Annotated in this window: 17 protein-coding genes; all 17 read left to right on the forward strand. The window is 62.7% G+C overall.

Features of this window, described 5'->3' with window-relative positions; genetic code table 11:
- The first annotated feature begins 8 nt into the window (after positions 1 to 8).
- The gene (flgH, locus tag PSEWESI4_RS17805) at positions 9 to 701 is read left to right on the forward strand and encodes a flagellar basal body L-ring protein FlgH (RefSeq protein ID WP_187672554.1); all 693 of its coding nucleotides are present in this window, start codon (positions 9 to 11) and stop codon (positions 699 to 701) included.
- A gap of 14 nt (positions 702 to 715) precedes the next feature.
- Positions 716 to 2062 (forward strand): flagellar basal body P-ring protein FlgI, encoded by a 1347-nt coding sequence (locus tag PSEWESI4_RS17810; RefSeq protein WP_235978958.1) that lies wholly within the window; start codon positions 716 to 718, stop codon positions 2060 to 2062.
- Positions 2063 to 2072: 10 nt separating this feature from the next.
- On the forward strand, positions 2073 to 3215 hold the full coding sequence (gene flgJ, locus PSEWESI4_RS17815) for a flagellar assembly peptidoglycan hydrolase FlgJ (RefSeq protein ID WP_187672555.1): 1143 nt from the start codon (positions 2073 to 2075) through the stop codon (positions 3213 to 3215).
- 12 nt (positions 3216 to 3227) lie between these two features.
- Positions 3228 to 5243, forward strand: coding sequence for a flagellar hook-associated protein FlgK (flgK, locus tag PSEWESI4_RS17820; RefSeq protein ID WP_187672556.1), 2016 nt, complete (start codon positions 3228 to 3230; stop codon positions 5241 to 5243).
- A gap of 150 nt (positions 5244 to 5393) precedes the next feature.
- Positions 5394 to 6635, forward strand: coding sequence for a flagellar hook-associated protein FlgL (flgL, locus tag PSEWESI4_RS17825; RefSeq protein ID WP_187672557.1), 1242 nt, complete (start codon positions 5394 to 5396; stop codon positions 6633 to 6635).
- A gap of 179 nt (positions 6636 to 6814) precedes the next feature.
- Complete coding sequence (locus tag PSEWESI4_RS17830) at positions 6815 to 7945, forward strand: DegT/DnrJ/EryC1/StrS family aminotransferase (protein ID WP_187672558.1); 1131 nt, start codon at positions 6815 to 6817, stop codon at positions 7943 to 7945.
- Positions 7938 to 9092: an ATP-grasp domain-containing protein gene (locus tag PSEWESI4_RS17835; RefSeq protein ID WP_187672559.1), complete on the forward strand. Its 1155-nt coding sequence runs from the start codon at positions 7938 to 7940 to the stop codon at positions 9090 to 9092. The genes PSEWESI4_RS17830 and PSEWESI4_RS17835 overlap by 8 nt, the downstream gene beginning before the upstream one ends.
- Positions 9093 to 9239: 147 nt before the next feature.
- Positions 9240 to 10028, forward strand: a complete 789-nt coding sequence (locus tag PSEWESI4_RS17840; RefSeq protein ID WP_187672560.1) for a class I SAM-dependent methyltransferase — start codon at positions 9240 to 9242, stop codon at positions 10026 to 10028.
- 9 nt (positions 10029 to 10037) lie between these two features.
- The gene (locus tag PSEWESI4_RS17845) at positions 10038 to 13595 is read left to right on the forward strand and encodes a glycosyltransferase (RefSeq protein ID WP_187672561.1); all 3558 of its coding nucleotides are present in this window, start codon (positions 10038 to 10040) and stop codon (positions 13593 to 13595) included.
- Positions 13596 to 13876: 281 nt separating this feature from the next.
- A complete protein-coding gene (locus PSEWESI4_RS17850; protein WP_187672562.1) occupies positions 13877 to 14725 on the forward strand; it encodes a flagellin domain-containing protein in 849 nt (282 codons plus the stop codon).
- Between the two features lie 78 nt (positions 14726 to 14803).
- Positions 14804 to 15181 (forward strand): flagellar protein FlaG, encoded by a 378-nt coding sequence (locus tag PSEWESI4_RS17855; protein ID WP_235978959.1) that lies wholly within the window; start codon positions 14804 to 14806, stop codon positions 15179 to 15181.
- Positions 15182 to 15254: 73 nt separating this feature from the next.
- Positions 15255 to 16661 (forward strand): flagellar filament capping protein FliD, encoded by a 1407-nt coding sequence (gene fliD, locus PSEWESI4_RS17860; RefSeq protein WP_187672563.1) that lies wholly within the window; start codon positions 15255 to 15257, stop codon positions 16659 to 16661.
- A gap of 105 nt (positions 16662 to 16766) precedes the next feature.
- Positions 16767 to 17153, forward strand: coding sequence for a flagellar export chaperone FliS (fliS, locus tag PSEWESI4_RS17865; RefSeq protein ID WP_187672564.1), 387 nt, complete (start codon positions 16767 to 16769; stop codon positions 17151 to 17153).
- A gap of 17 nt (positions 17154 to 17170) precedes the next feature.
- On the forward strand, positions 17171 to 17467 hold the full coding sequence (gene fliT / locus PSEWESI4_RS17870; RefSeq protein WP_187672565.1) for a flagellar protein FliT: 297 nt from the start codon (positions 17171 to 17173) through the stop codon (positions 17465 to 17467).
- Positions 17468 to 17714: 247 nt separating this feature from the next.
- A complete protein-coding gene (locus tag PSEWESI4_RS17875) occupies positions 17715 to 19190 on the forward strand; it encodes a sigma-54-dependent transcriptional regulator (protein WP_187672566.1) in 1476 nt (491 codons plus the stop codon).
- A gap of 236 nt (positions 19191 to 19426) precedes the next feature.
- Positions 19427 to 20647: a sensor histidine kinase gene (locus tag PSEWESI4_RS17880; RefSeq protein WP_187672567.1), complete on the forward strand. Its 1221-nt coding sequence runs from the start codon at positions 19427 to 19429 to the stop codon at positions 20645 to 20647.
- 5 nt (positions 20648 to 20652) lie between these two features.
- Positions 20653 to 22041: a sigma-54-dependent response regulator transcription factor FleR gene (gene fleR, locus PSEWESI4_RS17885; protein WP_187672568.1), complete on the forward strand. Its 1389-nt coding sequence runs from the start codon at positions 20653 to 20655 to the stop codon at positions 22039 to 22041.
- The last annotated feature ends 315 nt before the right edge of the window (positions 22042 to 22356 follow it).

Below are 22356 nucleotides of genomic sequence, written 5' to 3' on the forward strand. Positions count from 1 at the left end.
TAATGGCAATGAACCGGCTTTCCCTTCTCCCGCTGCTCGGCGTCGTGGCCCTGGTTGGCTGCGTGGCGCCGCCGCCGAAGCCGAACGATCCCTATTACGCTCCGGTGCTGCCGCGCACACCGCTGCCCGCCTCGCAGAACAACGGCGCGATCTACCAGCCGGGCTTCGAGTCCAACCTGTACACCGACCGCAAGGCGTTCCGCGTGGGCGACATCATCACCATCACCCTCAACGAGCGGACCCAGGCCAGCAAGAACGCCAACTCGCAACTGCAGAAGGACAGCAGCGCCAAGATCGGCCTGACCTCGCTGTTCGGCGGCGGCGTGAGCACCAACAACCCGTTCGGCGGCGGCTCGCTGGACCTCAGCGCCGAGTACGGCGCCGAGCGCGACACCAAGGGCGACGCCAAGGCCGGGCAGAGCAACAGCCTTTCCGGCTCGATCACCGTCACCGTGTCGGAAGTGCTGCCCAACGGCATCCTCGCGGTGCGCGGCGAGAAGTGGATGACCCTGAACACCGGCGACGAGCTGGTGCGCATCGCCGGCCTGGTCCGCTCCGACGACATCGCCACCGACAACACCGTACCGTCGACCCGCGTGGCCGATGCGCGCATCACCTATTCCGGCACCGGCGCCTTCGCCGATGCCAGCCAGCCCGGTTGGCTGGACCGCTTCTTCATGAGCCCGCTGTGGCCGTTCTGAGCAGGGGAGCGCACATGAAAGCCTGGCTGGCCTTTGTTCTGGATCCCCGCGTTCGCGGGGGTGACGGTCGCGTGGTGGCGTCGCTGCTGCATCATTCCCGCGAGTGTGGGGAAGCCGTCAAGCGTGTAGGAGCGAGTTCTGCTCGCGAAGCTTTTGCGTGGCGGGGTTCGCGAGCAGAGCTCGCTCCTGCGCCGAAATACTCCTGCCGCCGCCAGTTCGCCGGCGAGTGGCGCGGCTACAGCCGTCGCGGCGCCAACGACTGGCTGCTGCTGGCGACCCTGCTGCTGGGCCTGCTCCTCAGCCCGCTGGCCCAGGCCGAGCGGCTCAAGGACCTGGCCAGCATCCAGGGCGTGCGCACCAACCAGTTGATCGGCTACGGCCTGGTGGTCGGCCTCAACGGCAGCGGCGACCAGACCACCCAGACGCCGTTCACCCTGCAGACCTTCAACAACATGCTGGCGCAGTTCGGCATCAAGGTGCCGGCCAGCGTCGGCAACGTGCAGTTGAAGAACGTCGCCGCGGTGTCGATCCACGCCGACCTGCCGCCCTTCGCCAAGCCCGGACAGACCATCGACATCACCGTGTCGTCGATCGGCAACGCCAAGAGCCTGCGCGGCGGCAGCCTGTTGATGACCCCGCTGAAGGGCATCGACGGCAACGTCTACGCCGTGGCCCAGGGCAACCTGGTGGTCGGTGGCTTCGACGCCGAGGGCAGCGACGGCTCGCGGGTCACCGTCAACGTGCCGTCCACCGGTCGCATCCCCGGCGGCGCCACGGTCGAGCGGCCGGTGCCGAGCGGCTTCGACCAGGGCAACAGCCTGGTCCTCAACCTCAACCGCCCGGACTTCACCACCGCCAAGAACATCGTCGACCACATCAACCAGTTGCTCGGCCCCGGCGTCGCCCAGGCCATCGACGGCGGCTCGGTGCGGGTCAGCGCGCCGCTCGATCCCAGCCAGCGCGTCGACTACCTGTCGGTGCTGGAGAACCTGGAGATCGAGGCCGGCCAGGCGGTGGCCAAGGTCATCATCAACTCGCGCACCGGCACCATCGTGATCGGCCAGAACGTCCGCGTGCAGCCGGCGGCGGTGACCCACGGCAGCCTCACCGTGAGCATCACCGAAGACCCCATCGTCAGCCAGCCGAACGCCTTCTCCGGCGGCCAGACCGCCGTGGTGCCACGTTCGCGGATCGACGCCACCCAGGAAGCCAAGCCGATGTTCAAGTTCGCTCCGGGTACCAGCCTCGACGAGATCGTCCGCGCGGTTAACCAGGTCGGCGCCTCGCCGTCGGACCTGATGGCCATCCTCGAAGCCCTCAAGCAGGCCGGCGCGTTGCAGGCCGAGCTGATCGTGATCTGAGGAGGCGCACATGGACTCCAGGTTCTCCGCCGGCGTCGACTCCGGCGCCTACACCGATCTCAACCGCCTCAACCAGTTCAAGGTCGGCGGCGATAGCGAGAGCAACCTGCGCAAGGTGGCCCAGGAGTTCGAGTCGCTGTTCCTCAACCAGATGCTCAAGGCGATGCGTTCGGCCAACGAAGTGTTCGCCGAAGGCAACTTCATGAACAGCAACGAGACCAAGATGTACCAGGACATGCACGACCAACAGTTGGCGATCAGCATGTCCCGGGACAAGGGCATGGGCCTGGCCGACGTGCTGGTGCGCCAGATGTCGCAGCTCAAGAAGGGCAGCTCGCGACCCAATCCCTTCGCCCAGACCGGTGACAACAGCGTTGCCAAGGCCGACAAGCCACTGCCGGCGGTGGACAGCGCGCGCGACGACTCCAAGCTGATCAACCAGCGCCGCCTGGCCCTGCCGGGCAAGCTCACCGACCGCCTGCTGGCCGGCATCGTGCCCAGCGCCACGCCCGCCGACGGCCAGCCGCTGGCGCAGAAGGACTGGCTTCCGGCGAAGGTCTACCCGGCTCCGGAAACCGCCGCGCTGGACACCACCGCCAGCGACGCCCTGCGTGGCCGCCGGCTGGCCCAGCCGCCGCTGGCGCCGGGCAAGTCGGCCTTCAGCTCGCCGGCCGAGTTCGTCGCCGCCATGCTGCCGATGGCCCAGGAAGCCGCCGAGAAGATCGGCCTCGACGCCCGCTACCTGGTGGCCCAGGCCGCGCTGGAAACCGGCTGGGGCAAATCCATCATCCGCCAGCAGGACGGCTCCAGCAGCCACAACCTGTTCGGCATCAAGTCCCACGGCTGGGACGGCAAGTCGGCCCGCGTGCTGACCACCGAATACAAGGGCGGCCAGGCGGTGAAGGAGGCGGCCAGCTTCCGCGCCTACGACTCCTTCCGGCAGAGCTTCCACGACTACGTCGATTTCCTGCAGAGCAACGGCCGCTACGGCACCGCGCTGAACACCACCGACAACCCCGAGCGCTTCGTCAAGGAACTGCAACGGGCCGGCTACGCCACCGATCCGAACTACGCGCGCAAGGTGGCGCAGATCGCCAAGCAGATGCAGACCTACCAGACCATCGCCGCCGCCGGCAGCGTACCCACGAGCTGATAAGGGACTTTCATGGCTGACCTTCTCAACATCGGACTGTCCGGGATCTCGGCGAGCAAGACCCAGCTCAGCGTCACCGGCCACAACATCACCAACGTCAACACGCCCGGCTACAGCCGCCAGAGCGCCACGCAGGCCACCCGCGTGCCGCAGTTCAGCGGTGCCGGCTACGTCGGCTCGGGCACCACGCTGACCGACATCCGCCGCAGCTACAGCGAGTTCCTCACCACCCAGTTGCGCTCGACCACCGCGCTGAACAGCGACGTGATGGCCTACAAGAGCCAGATCGACCAGCTCGACTCGCTGCTCGCCGGCTCCACCACCGGCATCACGCCGTCGCTGCAGAAATTCTTCTCGGCCCTGCAGACCGCCGCCGAAGACCCGTCGAACATCCCCGCGCGGCAACTGGTGCTGTCCGAGGCCGAAGGCCTGGCGCGGCGTTTCAACACCGTCTACGACCGCCTCAACGAACAGAACAACTTCACCAACAAACAGATGACCGCGGTGGGCGACCAGATCAATCGCCTGGCCGGCTCCATCGCCAGCCTCAACAACGCCATCGCCGTGGCCGCCGCCAACGGCCAGCAGCCCAACGACCTGCTGGATGCCCGCGACGAAGCGGTCCGCCAACTGTCCAGCTATATCGGCGTCACCGTGGTGCCGCAGGACGACGGCTCGCAGAACATCTTCATCGGCTCCGGCCAGCCACTGGTGGTCGGCGCCAACGCCAACCGCCTGGAAGTGGTGCCGGGGCAGGGCGACCCGAACCGCTTCGAAGTGCAGTTCGTCAGCGGCGGCTCGCGCCAGGGCATCACCACGCAGATCAGCGGAGGCGAACTGGGCGGGCTGATCCGCTATCGCGAAGAAGTGCTCGACAGCACCATGAACTCCCTGGGCCGCCTGGCCCTGGCGGTCAGCGACCAGGTCAACAGCCAGCTCGGCCAGGGCCTCGACCTCAAGGGCCAGATCGGCGCCGCGCTGTTCGGCGACTTCAACGACCCCAGCCTGGCCAAGCTGCGCGTGCAGAGCTTCGCCGGCAACACCGGCAACGCCCGGCCGCTGCTGAACATCACCGACACCAGCGCATTGACCACCAGCGACTACCGCCTGGAGTTCGACGGTACCAACTACACCGCGCGGCGGCTGAGCGACAACCAGTTGATGACCGTCACCGAGAACCCGCCCGGCACGCTCAGCTTCACCGACGGCAGCGGTCGCGACCAGGGCATCCAGCTCGAAGTCGGCACCCCTGCGCCGGCGGCCGGCGACGTCTTCCTGCTGCAACCGACGCGGCGCGGCGCGGCCAGCATCTCGACGGTGCTGGACCAGCCGGACCAGCTCGCCTTCGCCGCGCCGGTGCGCAGCGAGGCCAACGGACAGAACCGTGGCACCGGCTCGATCAGCCAGCCGGACCTGCAATCCTTGCTCAACCTCGGCAGCCTGACCGGCGCCTTGCCGGTGACCCTGACCTACGATGCCGCCAGCGGGGACTTCACCCTGCCGCCCGGCGCCACCCTGACGCGGATCGACCCGAACGACGGCACGCCGGCCACGCCGCCCACCTTCCAGAGCGGCCAGACCAACACCTACGAACTGACCCTGGCGGACGGCAGCACGCTGCGCCTGACCCTGAGCGGTCGCCCGGAAAACGGTGACACCTTCAACGTGGCGTTCAACGACAAGGGCGTTTCCGACAACCGCAACGCCCTGAAACTGGCGGACCTGCAGAACAAGGCCACCATCGGCATCGACCCGAACTCGCCGGGCACCACCGGGGTGACCTTCTCCGACGGCTACGGCGACCTGGTCGAACGCGTCGGCACCCTGACCGCCCAGGCGCGCCAGGACAGCGACGCCACGTCGGCGATCCTCAAGCAGGCCACCGACAACCGCGACTCGCTGTCGGCGGTCAGTCTCGACGAAGAGGCGGCCAACCTGATCAAGTTCGAGCAGTACTACAGCGCTTCGGCACAGGTCATTCAAGTTGCCCGCTCGTTGTTCGATACCCTGATCAGTTCGTTCAGGTAGGGGCACCCGTAGGATGGGACGGGCGCGGCGATACCCAGCGCAATGAATGCACGGCGCTTGCCGCCAGTACGAAACGATTCCTCTCCTCTCGGGGGAGGACCAGGGTGAGGGGCGGAGTTCGCGCCCCTGACGGAAAACAGAGGTCCAGACATGCGCATCTCCACACTCCAGGCGTTCAACAACGGCGTAGCGGGCCTGCAGCGCAACTACGCCAACGCGATCCGCACCCAGGAACAGATCAGCACCGGCAACCGCATCCTCACGCCGGCGGACGACCCGGTCGCCTCCGTGCGTTTGCTGCAACTGGAACAGCAGCAGAATGTGCTGGGGCAGTACAAGTCCAACCTGACGGCGGCGCAGAACAGCCTGAACCAGGAAGAGGTCACGCTCAATTCGGTCAGTACCATCCTCCAGCGTGTGCGTGAGCTGGCGGTGCAGGCGGGCAACGGAACCTTGAGCCTGGAAGACCGCCAATCCATCGCCGCCGAGCTGGCCGAGCGCGAGGATGAGTTGCTGAGCCTGATGAATACCCGCAACGCGCGTGGCGAGTATCTGTTCTCCGGCTTCCAGGGGAAGAGCCAGCCATTCGTGCGTCAGCCCGATGGCTCCTACGCCTATGCGGGAGACGATGGCCAGCGCAAGTTGCAGATCGCCAGTTCGCTGGAGATTCCCATCAGCGACAACGGCAGGGCCGTATTCGAGAATGCGCTCAATGCCGGACGCCTCTCCATCACCGACGGTTCCACGCCGCCAGCGCCGGTCAACAGCATCAGCGGAGCCCTGGTCAAGGATGAGGCGTCGTTCGCCAGTTTCCCGGCAGATGGCGTACAGATTACTTTCGACCCTGCCGACCCGAAGAATTACACGCTCACCCCGCTGCCTTCCGGCACGCCGGTTTCCGGTCGTCTGGCCGACGGCAAGGACACCCAGATCACCTACGGCGGAGTGGCATTCTTCGTGAACGGCACGCCGCCTGCCGGCTCCACCTTCACCGTCTCCGGTCCGGGGCCCGCCGCCAGCGCCGGTCCGGGAGACCCCGAGATCAAGTCGGGCGTACTGAACACCATCTCCCAGTTGCGCAAGGCTCTAGAATCCAGCGCCGATAGCCGTGAAGTGCGGGATGCGGTGGCACTGGGTCTGTCCAACCTGGATAACGGCATCAGTGCGGTGGACCAGGCGCGGGGGCAGATCGGCGCCCGTCTGAACGTGGTCGAATCGTCCCTGACCGACAACGAAGATGTGACCCTGGTCAACAAGGCCGTGCAAGCGGATCTGCGGGAGCTCGACTATGCCGAGGCGCTGTCGCGGCTGTCGTTCCAACAGTTGATCCTCGACGCGTCGCAGAAGAGCTACGTGACGATTTCGCAGCTCAATCTGTTCAACAAGATGTGAGCTGCGTCCGCTAGAACCTGAAAAGCCGTGCTGATGCCGGCTTTGTTCTTCTTGGCAGGCATCTTGCTGTGTACTGAGGCACAAAAGCATGCGTCACGAATCTGGCGCCTCAGGATCAGGAGGCTAGCCACATTGGTTGGCGAATCCTGAAGCACGCTCAATCAATACACGGTGCGAGCATGGCAAAATCTATTCCGGTAACCAGTCCTTTACTGCCGCCTCTTGAAGATTTCCTTCCCTATTTGGAAGAGGTATGGGAAAGCCGTCGTCTCACCAATGGCGGTCCCATGCATGAGCGTCTGGAGCGAGAGCTGGCTGCTTACTTGGGCGTCGAGCATATCTGCCTGTTTGCCAACGGTACGCTCGCTCTGGTGGCGGCGTTGCAGGCGTTGCGCATTTCCGGCGAAGTCATCACCACGCCCTATTCATTCGTCGCCACTGCGCATTCGGTGTTATGGAACGGCTTGAAACCCGTGTTCGTCGACATCGACCCGCTCACTTGTAATCTGGACCCGGCACGGGTCGAGGAAGCCATTACGCCTTCCACCTCGGCGATCATGCCTGTGCATTGCTACGGTATTCCCTGCGATGTGGAGGGTATCCAGCGAGTGGCTGATACCTATGGTCTCAAGGTCATCTATGACGCTGCCCACGCATTTGGCGTTCGACAGGATGGCGCCAGCATCCTGCGTAGCGGTGACCTGTCGATTCTGAGCTTCCATGCGACGAAGGTGTTCAACACCTTCGAGGGCGGCGCCATCGTTTGCCCCGACGCGAAGATCAAGAAGCGGATCGACTACCTGAAGAACTTCGGATTCGTCGATGAGGTGACGGTCGTCGCCCCCGGCATCAACGGTAAGATGAATGAAGTGCAAGCGGCTTTCGGGCTGCTCCAGCTCAAGCATCTGGGCGATGCCCTGAAGTCGAGACAGCGGCTGTTCGAACGCTATCGCGATGCTTTCTTCGGAGTTCCCGGGTTGCGCATGGTGTCTCCAGGGCAGGGCCTGGAGTGGAACTACTCTTACTGTCCCTTGTATGTCGATGAGGAAGTCTTCCCGCTTTCCCGCGATGCCTTGTTCATGCGCATGCGTGACGCAGGGATTCTCGCTCGCCGCTACTTCTATCCCCTGATATCGGAGTTTCCCATGTATCGGGGGCTCGACAGTGCCCAGCCCAGGAGGCTCGGGAACGCATTCAGCATCTCCCGCCAGGTCATCTGCCTGCCGATCTTCCCGCACATGCAGGACCAGGAGCAGGATGAGGTTATTTCCATCGTCCTCGATGCTGCCAGGGAACGGGCTGATGGCTGATACGACACGGTATGTCATTTTCTCCGGCGCCAATGAGCGGGCGGTGGTTGCGGTTTGCCGGTATTTCCAGCGGCACGGTGTCGCTTGTTCTCTGGTAGCTAGGCCAGGGGTGGACGCCATACGGAAAACCCGCTTCGCCCGTTGGATCGATGCGGTACGCAGCCTCGATTGCCTGGATGTCGATGACATGCTTGGCGCCTTGGCCTTGCTCAAGGCTCGCTATCCAGGCCAGCGATTGGTGTTCCTGCCCACGGCGGAGTCGATCATCCGGTTGGTGCTGGATAACCGAGACTCCTTCGAGTCGGCCGGCCTGGAGGTGCCACTGGTCGACAAGACCCTCTACGAAACCATTTCCGACAAGGCCAGTTTCCTGGCTTTGATGGAGCAGTTCGGTGTACCGCTACCGACTCGACTGGAGCATGTGAGCCCCAGTGACCTGCCGGTGGTTGCCAAACCTCTGAATGAGGTGTCCCGGCGTACCGGCCGCAAGCTCTATCCGGAACTCATTTTTACGGCGGAGGCGCTCGAGGCCTTTCTTGCGAGCGACGTGGTCGAGGATTATTTCTTTCAGGCCTACCTGGATGGCCGGAGCTACTACTTCCTGGCCTTCTTCCCGCGCCAGGGGGCGCCCGCTGTGAGGTACCAGGAGAACCTGCTCCAGCAGCCAAATGGCAAATCCATGCTGGTTGCCCGTCTGTGCGATTGCCCGGACTTCGACATCGAGGCTCACTTGGTTCGTGGGTTCCAGTCGGTGGGGTTCTTCGGTTTCGTCATGGTGGAGTTGATCGAGGTGGATGGGGTGCTTCACCTGATCGAGGCCAATCCGAGGTTCTGGGGGCCGTTCGAGCTGGCAATCAAGGCGGGCTTCCGGCCGGATGCCATCGTGGATGGCATGCAGGCGGAAGGTGGTAGCAGCAACGCACTCTATCTCTGGACGAGTGGCTTGATGCTGTCCCTGCTGGCCGGTGGAAGACCTCGCCGTTATCCGCAACTCCTGCGCAAGCTCGTTTCCCATCCCATGGCACTGTTCGGGGCGGATATCTATTTGCGCAAGGACACCTTGCGCCTGCTAGGGCATGAGTTGAGCCAGGCCTTGCGTCTGGGCTTTGTCCGGGCGAGAAGACGGGTGGTGGGAGGCACGCAGTGATCGATTTCTGGCGTGTGGCTCCATCTTCCATCTTTCTCCGGCCCGTCTCGGCGCCCCTGATACAGAACCCTGCGCATGAACTGATTTCCGTTCCGATCAGCATGGGCTCGTAGGAAAAACAACTTACTTCAATAGAGGGTTCCAGCAATGTTGCTGCCTGCTGAACAGCTCGACAAACTCAAGCGCCTGCTGGTCGATACGGCGGGCACCAGGAAGCATTCCGCGTACCAGCTACTGGCAACCCCGGTGAAAGAACTGTTGGGTGATGTAGGCGTGGATATCCGTTCCAAGCATGAGTTCGAGCGATTGGCGTACATGCAGTCCAAGGTCGATTTCCAGGGCCGCAAGGTTCTGGATATCGGGTGCAACACGGGCTTTTTTCTGTTCGAGTCACTACAGGCTGACGCCGTTCATGTCACTGGCTATGAGGGTAGTGCGGCGCATGCTGCTTTCGTCGAGGAGGCGGCCAGACTGCTCCAACTGGAAAAGTCTCTGGAAATCCGGTCGCGGTACTTCGATTTCGAGACCCTGCCAGGGCATTTCGACATCGCATTTTTGCTGAACGTCCTGCATCACGTTGGCGACGACTATGGCGATCCCGCTCTGACCATCGAGCAGGCCAAGGTGTCGATTCTCAAACAACTGAACCGGATGAGTCGTGTGACAGATCGACTGATTTTCCAACTGGGTTTCAACTGGCGCGGTGATCCGGCGCGTGGTCTGTTCACCCACGGTACGAAAGCGGAAATGATCGAGTATATCCGCGAGGGTACTTCGGGTTTCTGGAAGATCGAGGCCATTGGTGTAGCGGAGCGGCGGGATGGCGAGCTGACTTACCGGGATGTCGATGAGCGAAACATCCAGCGTGATAACGCCTTGGGAGAGTTCCTCAATCGCCCCATTTTCATCATGAACTCGCTCGGTGCTCGGGAGTAAGGACTTCACATGAACAGCAGACTGCACCGCAAACCCGGACACCCTTACTACATCCTGGCCCCTGACTATCGAGAGTCCTCCTCGGGTGTATGTGTGCTCCACTATCTGTGCCATGCCCTGAACCTGGAGGGTTTCGAGGCTTACATAGTCGGAGCCAACCGGGTCAATCCGGACCTCAAGACACCGTTACTGACCGATGCGATCAAGAAGCGTCACAAGCAGGCCGGGAAGGTGCCCGTCGGAGTCTATCCGGAGGTTGCGTCCGGCAATCCGCTGATGACGCCGGTCGTAGTGCGTTACATCCTCAACAAGGAGGGGCTGATCGGCGGCAATCGGATGGGCGCCGGTATCCATGACCTGTTCTTCTATTTCCGTGAAGAGTTCGTGGACGGGGAGCTTGCAGTCGATCTTCTGACCTTGCCCGGTACTGACATGGAGATGTTTTCACCCGATCCGCAGCGGGGAAAGACATCGCGGTTGCTGTATTTGAACCGGGTGTCCCAGGATGCCGTGGACTTTTCCATCCTGCCGCCCGATGTCGAGATATTGTCGATGGCAGATCCGCTTCCCCTGGCCCAGTTGGCGGAGAAGTTCAAGTCTGCCGAGGTTCTTTATTCGTTCGAGACATCCTCGACCTGCACCAAAGCCATGCTCTGCGGCTGTCCGGTCGTCGCGTTAAAGGCCAAGGGGTACGAGCACCTGGCATTCACTGAGGAGACCCTGAAGTTCTACCGCCACAGCGGTATTGCCCTGGACGATTCCACGTCGTCGTTGCAGAAGGCAGTAAGTGGGTTGCCGATTATTCGCGATTGGCATGCCGAGCTGGAGGAGCGTTTCTGGGATCAGTTAGTCGTCTTCACCAGGAAGACCCAGGCACAAGCGACCAAGGAGGCCGTCAGTCAGCGCTTCTGGCTTGATCGGTGGCTTGATGCTCGGGTCCCGGCCGAGACTCATGTGCAATTGGTCAACTCGGCGCTCGAGGACAACCCTGAAGCGCCGCTCTTCCAAGTGGTGATCAAGGATCTGGCTGGCGATCTACAGAAGGTGATCGCTACGATCAAGAGCCTGGACAATGATCGTTGCTTCTATCGGAACGTTAAGATCACTGTTCTAACGGCGATCGATATCCCCAAGGAGAACTCGTCCGAGGAGTTGCGTTTCATACAGGTCGATGAGCGTAACCTGGTGGAAACCCTCAACCTGATCGCCGCGGAGGTCGAGTTCGACTGGCTGATGCTGGTTGAGGCCGGAACCGAGTTCACGGCGGCCGGGTTGCAGACCCTGGCCATCGAGCTGTTGTCCGCACCGGGTTGTCGAGCTGTCTATGGAGATGAGCTGGAGATCGATGGAGAGGGGATACGTACATCGCTGTTGCGGCCTGGATTCAATCTTGATCTCCTGCTCTCCTATCCCGGAGCGATGGCCTCCCACTGGTTCTTCCGCAAGGAAACCCTGCTTGCGCTCGACGGTTTTGATCCCGGATTCTCCGAGGCTTTCGAGCTCGACTTCATCCTCCGGATGGTGGAGCAGGGCGGTTTCGCGGGACTGGCGCACGTCGATGAGCCCCTGCTCATCGCTGCCAGGAAGTCTCCGGCAGACAAGGCGGATGAACTCCGAGCAATCGGCAGGCACCTCGCGGCACGTGGTTACGACGACTCTATCGTGGCTCCCGTTCTCCCAGGGCGTTATCGCATCCGGTATGCGCACAAGGCCCAGCCTCTCGTCAGTATCATCATTCCGGTCGATGACGAGCTGGCCCGGCTGGAGCGCTGTGTCGACAGTCTCCTGGAGGTGACTCGCTACCAGAACTATGAAGTCGTGCTGGTGGGAAGCCTTGATGACTCATCACCGGTACGGGACTGGTTGGGTAACGTTGCTGCCGTGGGGGCGGGGCGAGTCCGGGTCGAACGCCACCCCGGGCGTTTAGATCTGTCGGCGATGTGCAATCTGGGCGCCAGTGTTGCAAGCGGCGAGTACCTGCTACTGCTTGCCAGCAACACTTGGGTAACCCAGCCCGAATGGCTGGACGAAATGCTCAACCACGGTCTGCGCCCAGAGATCGGAGTCGTAGGGGCGAAAGTGCTCTACCGCTTCGGGCCGGTCAAGCATGCCGGTATCGTTCTGGGACTGCGTGGTCCGGCCGGCGGCGTGTTCATTGGTGAGGCGGGCGATGCTCCGGGCTACATGAGCCGTCTGCAGGTCGACCAGAGCTACAGCGCGGTGAGCCGTGCCTGCATGTTGGTGCGCAAGCACTTGTACGAGGAAGTGGGCGGCATGGGAGGGGAGGGCATTCGCAACGACTATGCCGATGTCGATCTTTGCCTGAAGATCGGCCAGGCCGGCTACCTCACCCTGTGGGCTGCTCATGCATTGATGCGCCAGGCCGGTGAGGTGTTGACGGAAAGCGTCGATCCTTCGCTCGAGTCCCAGGAGCAGCAGGCAGCCCGGGTTGGCATGTATGAAAAGTGGTTGCCTGTGCTTGCCCGAGACCCAGCCTACAACCAGAACCTGTCCATCAGCGGATTCGGCTTCACCCCTGACTATTCCAGAACCCGTGAGTGGCAACCTATTGGGCAGCCGTTACTCCCTCGCGTTTTGTGCCATCCATCCGACGGTGGTGGATGTGGCCACTATCGGTTGTATCAGCCGTTCCTGGCCATGGAGCGCGAAGCGCTGATCGAAGGTGTTTCGACTGGCCAGTTGCTGGCGCCGGTGGAGCTGGAGCGTTTCGCGCCCGATAGCATCGTCTATCAGCGCCAGTTCACGCCGGAGAGCCTGCTGCGGCGAGAGGAAGCAAAAACGTTCTCCGGTGCTTTCCGTGTCATGGACATGGATGACTTCATTCCGGGAGTGCCGCAGAAAAGCATCCACTACAAACGGATACCCAAGGATGTGATGGACTACATCAACAAGGCCTTGAGCCTAGTGGATCGCTTTGTCGTCTCGACCGAGCCGCTGGCCGAGGCCTTCGCTGGTTTGCACCCGGATATCCGTGTAGTACAGAACCGCCTTCCGGTTGAGTGGTGGGGACATCTGAGCAGCGAGCGGCGGGTGGGGCGCAAGCCTCGCGTTGGCTGGGCTGGCGGTTCGAGCCATACGGGAGACCTGGAGCTCATTTTCGACGTGGTGCGTGAACTGGCGCATGAGGTCGAATGGGTGTTCTTCGGCATGTGCCCCGAATTGCTCAGGCCCTATATCCATGAGTTCCATTCGGGTATTCCCATCGAGTGCTATCCGGAGCGTCTTGCCAGCATGAACCTGGATCTGGCCTTGGCTCCACTGGAAATGAACCTGTTCAACGAGTGCAAGAGCAACCTGCGCCTGTTGGAGTACGGGGCGTGCGGCTTCCCGGTGATCTGCACGGACATCGTGACCTACCGCTGCGGCATGCCGGTCACCTTGGTCAAGAACCGTACCGAAGATTGGCTGGAAGCGATCCGCATGCATCTTGCCGACCTGGATGCCACGGCCAAGGCCGGTGATGCGTTGCGGGAAGTCGTGAGGCGGGACTGGATGCTGCAGGGAGACTCGCTGCTCGAATGGCGCAAGGCCTGGCTGCCGAGCTGACAGCCGTTTTGCGATGTACCGGGGGAAGCCTCGTTCGGCTCCCCCGGTTTTTTCAGAATGCAACCTAAAGTTTGCCGGAAAGAGGGCGATAGCTTGATCAAGGTTTGGGCTGCGCAGTGTTTCGCACGACCCGGGCCGCGAAAAAAGTTGCATCGGAAAGCTAAAGGTTTTGCAACAGACGCCGATACAACCAATGAACGCGAACTCAATAGCCGCATGAGCTGCAGGCTCGGAGTCGCAAGCTCAGGCAATCAAGCTCAGTCCTTCGGAGGACGAATATCATGGCATTGACCGTCAACACCAACGTCGCTTCCCTCAACACTCAGCGCAACCTGAACCGCGCTTCCGATTCCCTGAGTGTTTCCATGCAGCGTCTTTCCACCGGTTCGCGTATCAACAGCGCCAAGGATGACGCCGCCGGCCTGCAGATCTCCAACCGCCTGACCAGCCAGATCAACGGCCTGAATGTCGCGGTTCGCAACGCCAACGATGGTATCTCCATCGCCCAGGTGGCCGAAGGCGCCCTGCAGCAGTCCACCGACATCCTGCAGCGTATGCGTGAACTGGCTCTGCAAGCGGCCAACGGCAGTAACAGCAGCGTCGACCGCGAGTCCCTGAACCAGGAAGTCGTGGCCCTGCAGACCGAACTGGACCGTATCGCTGACACCACCAGCTTCGGTAGTGGTTCCAGCAAGTTGCACCTGCTCAACGGCACTGATTTCAGCGGTAATGTGGACTTCCAGGTCGGTGCCGACGCCAACGAAACCATCAGCGTGAGCATGGGCTCAGGCTCCTTCAACGCTTCCGGCCTCGGTGTGGCTTCCGGCTCCGTGGACATCACCACCGCTTCCGGCGCCCAGGCTGCGGTCTCCGCGATCGACGCTGCTCTGGCCACTATCGACAGCAAGCGCGCCGACCTGGGTGCTGTACAGAACCGCTTCCAGAACACCATCGCCAACCTGCAGAACATCGCAGAGAACGTTTCGGCATCCCGTGGCCGCATCAAGGACACCGATTTCGCTGCCGAAACCGCTAACCTGACCAAGAACCAAGTGCTGCAACAAGCCAGCACCGCGATCCTGGCCCAGGCCAACCAGTTGCCGTCGGCGGTGCTCAGCCTCCTGCAGTAATGGTCTAAACGGCGAAGATGAACAGGGGAGGGGTCACTGGACGCCTACCCCTGTTTTTGCCTTTCAAGAGAGGCGGTTATGGATATCAATGTGCAGGGCGTCAGATCGGCTGGCGTGATTGATATGAAACGTGCCGCAGAGCAGACGCCGCAAGGTCGCAATCCCAGCGCTGCCTACTCCGAGGAAAAACGCTCGTCGGCCATCGAAGAGCGGAGTGCCAGTCCATCCGAGGGTGTCGGTGCACTGGGGGAGGCGATCGTCTTCCTTCAGGAGTTCGTGCAGTCCATTCAGCGCGATCTTTCCTTCCGGGTGGATGATTCCAGTGGACGGGTCGTCGTCGAGGTGCGGGAACAGGCATCCGGCGATGTCATTCGCCAGATCCCTTCCGAAGAGGCGCTTCGTCTGCTGAAGCATCTGGAAGAAGTGCGGAGCCTGATGCTCAATACCTCCGCTTGAGGGACTTGGCCCGAATTCTGCTCGTAGCCATGCAGGAAATGGTTACTGTCAAAAGACTGTCGAGGTTCAGCACATGGCAAACATTACTGGCACCGGTATTGGTTCCGGGCTCGATATCAACGCTATCGTCAAGTCGCTGGTTGATGCGCAGAGTGCCCCGAAGACAGCTCAACTTGACCGCCTCAAGAGCCAGGCCGATGCCAAGATATCTGGCGTAGGGCAACTGCAGAGCGCTCTCGAGGCCTTCCAGAAGGCCATGAAAGACCTGGGCAAGGACACTGCCTTCTCGGCCCTGGCCGCACTTTCCTCGAAGCCTGAGCAGATCACCGTCTCTGCTTCGAACAATGCGGTCGCCGGTAGCTACCAGGTGAAGGTCAACCAGTTGGCGAGCTCGTCCAAGGTCGTCACCGAAGGCGTTGCGGCGGATACCGCATTCAGCGGCGGTTCGTTGACCGTGAGCCTCGGCGACGACGAAAGCTTCACGGTGGATATCGCCGAGGGGGCTTCGCTGCTTCAAGTGCGTGACGCCATCAACACCCAGTTGAAGGACAAGGGCATCACCGCCAACATCGTCAACGACCCCGCCAATCCGCAGGCGGGGTCCCGTCTCATCTTCAGTTCTTCCGTCACGGGTGAGGGCAAGGACATCTCGGTCTCGGGCTCGAACGCCTCCCTTGATCAACTCAAGGTGGACGGCTCCCAGCAGCAACAGGGAAGCGGGGCCGGATATATCACCAAGGCCCAGAATGCCGAATTCGAGCTCGATGGCCTGAAACTGTCCAGCGCGACCAACAAGGTCGAAGGCGCCGTCGACGGCCTCACTTTCGAGCTGCTCCCGGAGAGCGTCGACAAGATCACGACCCTGACTGTCGGTCCGAACAAGGAAGGCCTGAAGGAATCGGTCCAGAAGTTCGTCGATGCCTACAACCAGTTGATCAAGGTAACCGACAGCCTGACGAAGGTTTCCCAGGGCGCCGATGGCAAGACGACCAACAGTGGCGCCCTGGTCGGTGATTCGAGCCTGCGTCAGTTGCTCAATACCGTGCGCAAGGAACTCACCACGTCGATGGACACCGGCAACGGTGAAATCAAGATTCTGGCGGACCTGGGGATCAAGACACAGAACGACGGCACCTTGCTCATCGACCAGAGCAAGCTGGACAAGATCATCGAGAAAAGCCCGGAGTCGATCGGCGCCCTCTTCACGGGGAACGAGGGGCTGTTCAAGCGACTGGATGACCAGGTGAAAATCTACACCCAGGCGGGCGGCGTGCTGAAAGAGCGGACCGAATCGCTCCAGGGAACTCTCAGCAACATAAGCAAGCAGCGCGAGGCGCACGAGCGCAGCATGACGGCCCTCGAAGCGCGGCTCTACGCCCAGTACAACGCCATGGACAACCTGGTGGGCCAGCTCACCGGCACCGGCAACTCGCTGCTGGCCAGCCTGGAAGCCCTGACTGCGCGGAACAACAAGTCCTGATCACGCTGTCACGAGACATCGAAGAGAAGGGTAAAAACTCACTAAAGCTTCGCTGGGTAGAACCGATATATAGGGTATGTCTCCAGTAGCCCAGTGAGAACGATCATGAACGCGTCTACAGCTCTTCGGCAGTATCAGGCAGTCAACACCAATGTCATGGTCGCCGAGGCCAGTCCCCATCGACTCGTCCAGATGCTTATGGACGGTCAACTCAGCCGCATGGCCCAGGCCCGCGGAGCGCTCGAGCGGGGCCAGTTGGCCAGCAAGGGAGAGTTGATCAGCCGGGCCATCGCCATCGTTGGCGGCCTGCGTGGTGCGCTCGACATGGAGCGTGGTGGAGAAGTCGCGGTCAATCTCGATCGCCTGTACGAATACATGACTCGTCGTCTCGTAGAGGCGAATGCCACGAACGACCTGGCGATTCTCGATGAGATTTCCCAACTGATGCGTACGATCAAGTCCGGCTGGGACGCAATTGCGCCGCTGGAATGATTCGAAGGAGACAGAACATGAGTTTCGCTGTGCAGCTTCTTGAAGAGACCGGCAGCGCGCTGCGTGCGGCTCTTGAAAACCAGGACTGGGCTGCCATTGGCGAGCTGGACCAGCAGTGCCGCCGTGCGGTGGACGAGGCCATGGCCGATCCACTGCCCGATGAGGAATTGCTGAAAGTACGCATGCAAGAGCTGCTCGAGCTCTACCGCGAACTGGTGGAGGTCTGCCAGGCCGAGCAGCGTCGTCTGGCCGGCGAGCTCATGCAACTGAACCAGTCCAAGCAAGGCGCCAAGGTCTACCAACTCTTCGGCTGATCCAAAGGGCGCGCATGCCGCGCCCCGTGCTGGATTGCTGCTCCCGCTTCACGCTAATCTCCCTGTATTCTTTGCTTCTTCCAGCCTGAACAAGCTCTTGCTGTTCGTCGGCATGTTCGGAAAAATCACGCCATAAATTTGACTCTAGCGGGTTTTTTGACTTTACTAGTGGCTAAATGATGGCGCTTTCCGGAATTCTGCCCGGCGTGCTTTCTCCTCTCACTCCTCGCTAAAAGATCAGAGAAAGATGTGGCGTGAAACCAAGATCCTGCTGATTGACGATAATAGTGAGCGCCGCCGGGACCTGGCGGTCGTTCTGAATTTCCTGGGGGAAGAACACATCGCATGCGATTGCCGCGAATGGCGGGAGGCTGTCGAGGGCCTCGACAATTCGCGTGAAGTGATCAGCGTGCTGTTGGGGGAAGTCACCGCAAAGGGTGGGGCGCTGGAGTTGCTCAAGCAACTGGCGAGCTGGGACGAACAGTTGCCGGTGCTGCTGATCGGCGATCCGACGCCGGCCGACTGGCCCGAGGACATGCGCCGCCGGGTGCTGGCCAGCCTGGAAATGCCGCCGAGCTACAACAAGCTGCTCGATTCGCTGCACCGTGCCCAGGTCTATCGCGAGATGTACGACCAGGCCCGTGATCGCGGCCGTTCCCGCGAGCCCAATCTGTTCCGCAGTCTGGTCGGCACCAGCCGCGCCATCGGGCAGGTGCGGCAGATGATGCAGCAGGTCGCCGACACCGACGCCAGCGTGCTGATCCTCGGCGAGTCGGGAACCGGCAAGGAAGTGGTGGCGCGCAACCTGCACTACCATTCCAAGCGCCGCGACGCGCCGTTCGTGCCGGTGAACTGCGGGGCGATTCCCGCCGAGTTGCTGGAAAGCGAACTGTTCGGCCACGAGAAGGGCGCTTTCACCGGGGCTATCACCAACCGCGCCGGCCGCTTCGAACTGGCCAACGGCGGCACCCTGTTCCTCGACGAGATCGGCGACATGCCGCTGCCGATGCAGGTCAAGCTGCTGCGCGTGCTGCAGGAGCGCACCTTCGAGCGGGTCGGCAGCAACAAGACGCAGAGTGTCGACGTGCGCATCATCGCCGCCACCCACAAGAACCTCGAACAGATGATCGAGACGGCGACCTTCCGCGAAGACCTCTACTACCGCCTCAACGTGTTCCCCATCGAGATGGCGCCGCTGCGCGAGCGGGTGGAGGACATCCCGCTACTGCTCAACGAGCTGATTTCCCGCCTGGAAGTGGAGAAGCGCGGTTCGATCCGCTTCAACTCCGCCGCCATCATGTCGCTGTGCCGCCACGACTGGCCGGGCAACGTGCGTGAACTGGCCAACCTGGTGGAGCGCATGGCGATCATGCATCCCTACGGGGTGATCGGCGTCTCCGAGCTGCCGAAGAAGTTTCGCCACGTCGACGACGAGGACGAACAACTGGCCAGCATCCGCGAGGAGATGGAGGAGCGCGCGGCAATCATCGCCGGCAACATGCCGGGGCTCAATGGCTCGGCCATGCTTCCGCCGGAAGGGCTCGACCTCAAGGACTACCTGGGCAACCTCGAACAGGGGTTGATCCAGCAGGCGCTGGACGACGCCAACGGCGTGGTGGCGCGCGCCGCCGAACGCCTGCGCATCCGCCGCACCACGCTGGTTGAGAAGATGCGCAAGTACGGCATGAGCCGGCGCGACGAAGAAGTGGGAGTGGATGACTGAGTCGTTCGCCTGCTTTTTTACTGGGTCCCCGCGTTCGCGGGGACGACGTGTGAGGGCTTGGTGTGGGTTACGTCATTCCCGCGAACGCGGGAATCCAATCAACCCCGTAGAATCGTCGGTGATTTGACGCTTCATTCCTAACTATCTGAATCAAAAGATAAAAAATTTCAGGCACGGCGATTGCTATGTCTCTGTCGACCAACCGTTTACTGACGGTTCGAGACAGAGAGAAGAGCATGAGCCACGCTGCCAGCCATTCCGCCGATCCTATCCGTAGCGATTCCGAGAGCCCGTCTTCGGCGGAGCAGACCAGCCGGGCCGGCATCGAACAGGCGTTCGCCCTGTTCAACCAGATGTCCACCCAGCTCAACGAGTCCTACAACCTGCTCGAAGCGCGAGTTGCCGACCTGAAGGGCCAGTTGGCCCTGGTCAGCGCCCAGCGCATGCAGGAGCTGGCGGAGAAGGAGCGCCTGGCCCATCGGCTGCAGAGCCTGCTCGACCTGCTGCCCGGCGGGGTGATCGTCATCGACGGCCAGGGCGTGGTGCGCGAGGCCAACCCGGTGGCGATCAACCTGCTCGGCAAGCCGCTGGTGGGCATGCTCTGGCGCGAGGTGATCGCGCGCTGCTTCGCGCCCCGCGAGGATGACGGCCATGAGATTTCCCTGAAGGATGGCCGCCGGCTGTCCATCGCCACCCGTTCGCTGTCCGGCGAACCGGGGCAACTGGTGTTGCTCAATGACCTGACGGAAACCCGTCGCCTGCAGGACCAACTGGCCCGCAACGAGCGACTGTCGGCGCTCGGTCGCATGGTCGCCTCGCTGGCCCACCAGATCCGCACGCCGCTGTCCGCCGCCATGCTCTACGCCAGCCACCTCAGCGAGCAGGTGCTGGAAGTGGAACAGCAGCAGCGCTTTGCCGGGCGTCTCAAGGAGCGCCTGCACGAACTGGAGCACCAGGTCCGCGACATGCTGGTGTTCGCCCGTGGCGACCTGCCGATGCCCGACCGCCTGGCGCCCAGGGCGCTGTTCGATGCCGTCCGCGCGGCGGCCGAGCCGCACCTGGCCGGCATGCGGGTGCGCTGGCAGTGCGACGCCCAGGCCGGCGAGGTGCTGTGCAACCGCGACACCCTGGTCGGCACCGTGCTCAACCTGATCGACAACGCCATCCAGGCGACGGGCCGCGACGCGCGCCTGAAGGTCCACCTGTACCGCCGCGACGACAGCCTGCGCCTGTGCGTCAGCGACGATGGCCCGGGCATCGACGCCGCCACCCTGGCGCGCCTGGGCGAACCCTTCTTCACCACCAAGACCACCGGTACCGGCCTCGGCCTAGCGGTGGTCAAGGCCGTTGCGCGCGCGCATCGGGGCGAGTTGCTGCTGCGCTCGCGTCCTGGCCGTGGCACCTGCGCCAGTTTGCTGTTGCCGCTGATTCCCGCGGCGCAATCGATTCAGGAGTAATACCGATGACAGCCAAAGTCCTGCTGGTCGAAGACGATCGCGCGCTGCGCGAGGCCCTGGCCGACACCCTGTCGCTGGGCGGCCACCCGTACCTGGCGGTGGATTGCGCCGAGGCGGCGCTCGAGGCACTGGAGCGCGAGGTGTTCAGCCTAGTGATCAGCGACGTCAACATGCCCGGCATGGACGGCCATCAGTTGCTCAGCCGCATCCGTGCCCGGTACCCGCAGTTGCCGGTGTTGCTGATGACCGCGTTCGGCGCGGTGGAGCGCGCCGTCGATGCGATTCGCCAGGGCGCGGCGGATTACCTGGTCAAGCCGTTCGAGCCCAAGGCGTTGCTGGAACTGGTGGCGCGCCATGCCCTGGGGCGCCTGGGGCAGGGCGACAGCGATGGCCCGGTGGCCAACGAGCCGGCCAGCCGGCAACTGCTCGAACTGGCCGCGCGCGTCGCGCAGAGCGATTCCACCGTGCTGATCACCGGCGAGTCCGGTACCGGCAAGGAGGTGCTGGCCCGCTATATCCACCAGCAGTCGCCGCGCGCCGGAAAACCGTTCATTGCCATCAACTGCGCGGCGATCCCCGACAACATGCTCGAGGCCACCCTGTTCGGCCACGAGAAAGGCGCGTTCACCGGCGCCATCACTGCCCAGCCGGGCAAGTTCGAACTGGCCGATGGCGGCACCATCCTCCTCGACGAGATTTCCGAGATGCCGCTGGGCTTGCAGGCCAAGCTGCTGCGCGTGCTGCAGGAGCGCGAGGTGGAGCGGGTCGGCGCGCGCAAGCCGGTCAGCCTGGACATCCGCGTGCTGGCCACCAGCAACCGCGACCTGGCGTCGGAAGTGGCGGCGGGGCGTTTCCGCGAAGACCTCTACTATCGGCTGTCGGTATTCCCGCTGGCCTGGCGCCCGCTGCGCGAGCGGCCCGCCGACATCCTGCCGCTGGCCGAACGGCTGCTGGCCAAGCACGCCAAAAAAATGAACCAGGCCGGCGTGCGTTTTTCCAGCGAGGCGCAGCAGTGCCTGCTGGCCCATGCCTGGCCGGGCAACGTGCGCGAACTGGACAACGCCATCCAGCGCGCGCTGATCCTCCAGCAGTCCGGGCTGATCCAGCCCCACGACCTGTGCCTGACCGCACCCATCGGCCTGGCGCCGGTCAGCGCGCCGGCCATGCCGGTCGCGACGCCGGAAGTGGCGCTTCCGGCCGACGCCGGCAGCGGTCTGGGCGACGACATGCGCCGCGTCGAGTACCAGAAGATCATCGACACCCTGCGCTCCGAACGCGGCCGCCGCAAGGAAGCCGCCGAACGCCTCGGCATCAGCCCACGCACCCTGCGCTACAAGCTCGCCCAGATGCGCGACGCGGGGATGGATGTGGAGGCGTATCTGTTCGCCAGTTAAGGCAAGGGCCGGTTAAGAGCGCTGAAGGCTGGAGGGCTGGACGAAAAAGCAGCCCAGGATTGGTGGTGAGCAGCCACGTAGCCGGATTGCATCCGGCTACCCGTCCGCTTTTGTAGGAGCCGGCTTGCTGGCGATGCTTTTGCGTTGCCGGGGATCGCGCGCATGGCGCGCTCCTACAGGTCGGCATCGAGGCCGTGTTTGTAGGAGCGGCCCATAGCCGCGAAAAAAGGTTTGACAGCGAAGAGGCCTGACCAGAACGCTGTCCAGCCTCCAGCCTCCAGCCTCCAGCCTCCAGCCTCCAGCCTCCAGCCTCCA

Origin of the sequence: Zestomonas carbonaria (assembly GCF_904061905.1) — a bacterium.
Taxonomy (GTDB): domain Bacteria; phylum Pseudomonadota; class Gammaproteobacteria; order Pseudomonadales; family Pseudomonadaceae; genus Aquipseudomonas; species Aquipseudomonas carbonaria.